The sequence below is a fragment of the Nocardia sp. NPDC060220 genome (assembly GCF_042727815.1).
In the GTDB taxonomy this organism is placed as follows: Bacteria; Actinomycetota; Actinomycetes; order Mycobacteriales; family Mycobacteriaceae; genus Nocardia.
Genome location: NZ_JBHWZY010000634.1, coordinates 1 through 4,093 on the forward strand (window position 1 = coordinate 1; position 4,093 = coordinate 4,093).

The following is a 4,093-nucleotide window of genomic DNA, read 5'->3' on the forward strand; positions in this document are numbered from 1 at the left end:
GACTTCCTGCGCGGCGACGAGGTCGACATCTTGGCGGGCCGACTCGGGAACGACCGATTCCTCGACGCTGTCGTCGTGGGTCGGCAGCAGCGGTGCGGCGAAGGCCAGGGCCGGGGCGATCTGAGCGGTGACGCCGACCAACGCGCCCGCGGCGACCGCGGCACTGGCGGCGACCCGAACACGATCGGAACGCGACGCCTCGGCGCGGTGCCTGCTCCTGCTCGGGCTCCGGCCATCCGCGTGCGCAAGCAGGGCCTGCACGGAGATGGATTCGGGACCCACACGGTGCTGCGACAAGATCTCGTCCTAGCGTCCGACAACAAGGAAACGAAACCGGTCTGCGACCGGGCCGGAGACCACCTGGGTGTTCTCCGATGCCGAACTATGTGTAACGGTTCGGCATCCGTTGTGACGCGAACTCTACCCGGCCGTGACCATTCCGCAACCTTCTGTCACGAATTCGCAGGTAGATGACGTGCCGCACAGTAACAATCACAGTGTCCGACCCATCACACGCGCTGTCACCGGGCCTGAACACGGTCCCGACCGACCAGACTCGACCCATGGTGATCGAGACCTTGACCGTCCCCATCGTCGCCGCGCCCATGGCGGGCGGCCCGTCCACACCCGAGTTGGTGGTCGCCGTCGCGGCCGCGGGCGGGTTCGGCCAGCTCGCCGCCGGATACCTCGGCACCGAGGCGGTGGCAGCGCAGATCGAGGCGACCAGAGCCGCCACCACGGCGCCGTTCGGGGTGAACCTGTTCGCGCCCGGCGTGGTGGCCGATCCGGCCGGCTACGCCACCTACCTCGCCGAACTCGGCGCCGAATTCCCGATCGGCACCCCTGAGCACGACACCGACGGATGGGACGACAAGCTCGATCTGCTGGTCGCCGATCCGGTCGCCGTGGTCTCGACGACCTTCGGCTGCCCCAGCGCGGTGGAGGTGGACCGGCTGCACGCGGTCGGCTCGGAGGTGTGGGTCACGGTCACCTCCCCCGCCGAGGCGCTGATCGCCGTCGAGGCGGGCGCCGACGTGCTGATCGCCCAGGGCGCCGAGGCGGGTGGGCACCGCGCGAGCTTCCTCGACGATCCCGCCGACGACCCGATCGACCCGCCCGGCCTGCTCACCCTGATCCAGCTGCTCACCGCCGTCACCTCCCGCCCGCTCGTGGCGGCGGGCGGGATCGCCACCGGCGCCGGTGTGGCCGGGGTACTGGCGGCCGGTGCGTCGGCGGCGCAGATCGGCACCGCGCTGCTGCGCTGCCCGGAAGCCGGCACCAACGCCGTGCATCGTGGTGCGATCGGGACGCCGGAACCAACGATGCTCACGCGCGCGTTCACCGGACGTCGCGCGCGCGGGATCCGCAACCGTTTCCTCGTCGACCACACCGCCGACGCGCCCGCCGCGTACCCCGAAATCCATTACGCCACTGCCCCCTTGCGGGCGGCCGCGCGGGCGGGTGGCAACACCGACGAAGTGAATCTGTGGGCGGGGCAAGCGCACTCGCTGAGCACCGGGCAACCGGCAAGCGAACTGGTCACCGATCTCGCCGCCGACGCGAAAAGCGCACTCCGGAAAGCACTTTCGGAACGAATTCAGGGTTATTGACAACGGATTTCGTTTAGACTCGGACCTGGCATCGCGTCCCGCCGACCACCCCCAAGCAGGAGGAGAGCCATGTCCCTCGATGTTCCCGCCGCATTACTCGAACGCGCAGAACAAGGCAATATCGACGACGCCGAATTCGTCGAATGTGTCCGTACCTCCCTGCCTTACGCGTGGGAGGTGGTGAGCCGGGTGGCCGAAGACCTGCGCACCGGCACCGACGAGTACGCCGACAACCGGATCCCGCCGCCGGACGAGGTGGCTCGCGGGCAGCTGCTGCGCGCCCTGGCCTCCGACGCCATCCGCGGCGGCCTGGAACGGCATTTCGGTGTCAGGCTGGCCTTCCAGAACTGCCATCGGGTCGCGGCGTTCCCGCTGTCGGCCGTCGGCGGGGAGACCTACACCACCTACATCAGCCCTCGCGCCCAGCTCTTGAATCAGAGCCCCGAGCTGCGCAACTGCTGATCGACGAAAAAGGCGGGCGTGGAAGCAATTCCACGCCCGCCTTGTCGTTTTCGCTACACCGTGACGACGTCCAGCTCGCCCTCGGCGTACTGGGCGCGCAGGCGCTTCTTGTCGAACTTGCCGACGCTGGTCTTGGGCACCTCGGCGATGAAGGTCCAGCGCTCGGGCAGCTGCCACTTGGCGAACTTGTCGGCCAGGTAGTCGCGCAGCTCGGCTGCCTCGGCGGCAGCGCCCTCGGCGAGCACGATGGCGACCAGCGGGCGCTCGTCCCACTTCTCGTCGGGCACACCGATGACCGCGGCCTCGGCGACGGCCGCGTGGCCCATCACCGCGTTCTCGAGATCCACCGAGGAGATCCACTCACCACCGGACTTGATCACGTCTTTGGAGCGGTCGACCAGGGTGAGGTAGCCGTTGGCGCTGATCTTGCCGACATCGCCGGTACGCAGCCAGCCGTCGTCGAACTTGTCCGGGTCGATCTCCGCGCCGGTGGGCGAGTAGTAGGAGCCGGTGATCCACGCGCCGCGGACCTCGAGCTCGCCGAGCGACTCACCGTCGTTCGGGACGACCTTGCCGTCGTCACCGACCAGCCGGGCCTCGACGTTGGCCGGGAAACGACCCTGCGTGTAGCGGTACTCCCAGGCATCGTCGTCGCTGACGCCCGCGGGCGCGTGCGCGACGCTGCCCAGCGGGGAGGTCTCGGTCATGCCCCACGCGTGCAGGATGCGCACGCCGTGCTTCTCCTCGAACGCGCGCATCATCGCGGGCGGCACCGCGGAGCCACCGACGACCGCGGTACGCAGGTGCGAGATGTCCTGCGGCGCGGCGGCCAGCGCGGCCAGCACGCCGCCCCAGATGGTGGGCACCGCGGCGGCGAAGGTCGGCTTCTCGGCCGCCATCATCTCCAGCAGCGGGCCGGGCTGCAGGAAGCGGTCCGGCATCAGGACGTTGGCGCCCGACATCAGCGCCGCGTACGGCAGGCCCCACGCGTTGGCGTGGAACAGCGGCACGATCGCCAGCACGTAGTCCGAGCCCTGGAAACCCATGCCGTTGGGCGAGTTCACCTGCATCGCGTGCAGCCAGTTGGAGCGGTGCGAGTAGACGACGCCCTTCGGGTCGCCGGTGGTGCCCGAGGTGTAACACATCGCGGCGGCCGAACGCTCGTCGACGACCGGGAAGTCGAAGTCGGCGGACTGGGCGTCGAGCAGCTCGCGGTAGGAGTGCACGGTGACGCCTTCGGGCGCGGTGAGCGCGGCCGGATCGCCGTTGACGACGATCACGTGCTGCACGGTCTTCAGGTTCGGTAGGTACTGCGCGAACAGCGGCACCAGCGTGCCGTCGACGAGCACGACCTTGTCCTCGGCGTGGTTGGCGACGAAGACCAACTGCTCGGGGAACAGCCGGATGTTGAGCGCGTGCAGCACCGAGCCCATCGCGGGCACCGCGATGTAAGCGACCATGTGCTCGTTGTTGTTCCACATGAAGGTGCCGACGCGGTCGCCCTCTTCGATGCCGAGACCCCGCAGCGCGTTGGCCAGCCGGGCCGAATCGGCGCCGAGCTCACGGTAGGTCATGGTGCGAACACCGTCACCGGTCCATGTGGACACAGTCGAATCGCCCTGGAATGTTGCGGCATAGTTGAGCAGTTTGGCCAGCGAGAGCTGGTCGTCCTGCATGGTGCTCAGCATCGGTGCTCCTTCAAGTCCCTGCCGTGGCATGAGCCACGTCACAACGGATGCTACCGAAAGGTTTGGGGCTCGCAATCGTTTCCTCCGACAACATTCCTGCAGGTCGGCTCGTCATCACACACCGGGCGGCCGCGCGTGCGGCGGCTGACCATCGGGCCCCCTATGGTGCGATGGCACCCCGGGACCGGCATGTTCGGCGTTGTGTACCGCGTCGACGACCAGGCTGCGGACATGGTCGTTGTCGAGGCTGTAGTAGATGGTGGTCCCCTCGCGACGAGTACGCACGAGCCTGGCCATCCGCAGTTTCGCCAGATGCTGGGACACCGAGGGGCC

General features: G+C 68.5%; 4 protein-coding genes and 1 pseudogene. 2 read left to right on the forward strand and 3 right to left on the reverse strand.

The window, feature by feature from the left end:
• Positions 1 to 297, reverse strand: a pseudogene (locus ACFWF3_RS26705) (M23 family peptidase); the annotation flags it as partial.
• A gap of 266 nt (positions 298 to 563) precedes the next feature.
• Between ACFWF3_RS26705 and ACFWF3_RS26710 the strand changes: the two are divergent.
• Together ACFWF3_RS26710 and ACFWF3_RS26715 are read left to right on the forward strand one after the other, a co-directional pair.
• The gene (locus tag ACFWF3_RS26710) at positions 564 to 1,610 is read left to right on the forward strand and encodes an NAD(P)H-dependent flavin oxidoreductase (RefSeq protein ID WP_379316103.1); all 1,047 of its coding nucleotides are present in this window, start codon (positions 564 to 566) and stop codon (positions 1,608 to 1,610) included.
• A gap of 69 nt (positions 1,611 to 1,679) precedes the next feature.
• Complete coding sequence (locus ACFWF3_RS26715; protein ID WP_379316105.1) at positions 1,680 to 2,072, forward strand: SCO5389 family protein; 393 nt, start codon at positions 1,680 to 1,682, stop codon at positions 2,070 to 2,072.
• A gap of 53 nt (positions 2,073 to 2,125) precedes the next feature.
• On the opposite strand, the gene ACFWF3_RS26720 is transcribed toward ACFWF3_RS26715, so the two are convergent.
• Together ACFWF3_RS26720 and ACFWF3_RS26725 are read right to left on the reverse strand one after the other, a co-directional pair.
• Positions 2,126 to 3,760 carry a long-chain fatty acid--CoA ligase gene (locus ACFWF3_RS26720; RefSeq protein ID WP_378990437.1) on the reverse strand — a complete coding sequence of 545 codons (1,635 nt, stop codon included), beginning with the start codon at positions 3,758 to 3,760 and terminating at the stop codon, positions 2,126 to 2,128.
• A gap of 114 nt (positions 3,761 to 3,874) precedes the next feature.
• Positions 3,875 to 4,093 (reverse strand): ArsR/SmtB family transcription factor (locus ACFWF3_RS26725; protein WP_379316107.1); only part of this gene is annotated, 219 nt, incomplete at its 5' end.

Bases quoted from the DNA above. Each gene is read 5' to 3' on its own strand.
- ACFWF3_RS26710 (WP_379316103.1), top strand. From the start codon at position 564: ATGGTGATCGAGACCTTGACCGTCCCCATCGTCGCCGCGCCCATGGCG.
- ACFWF3_RS26715 (WP_379316105.1), top strand. From the start codon at position 1,680: ATGTCCCTCGATGTTCCCGCCGCATTACTCGAACGCGCAGAACAAGGC.
- ACFWF3_RS26720 (WP_378990437.1), bottom strand. From the start codon at position 3,760: ATGCTGAGCACCATGCAGGACGACCAGCTCTCGCTGGCCAAACTGCTC.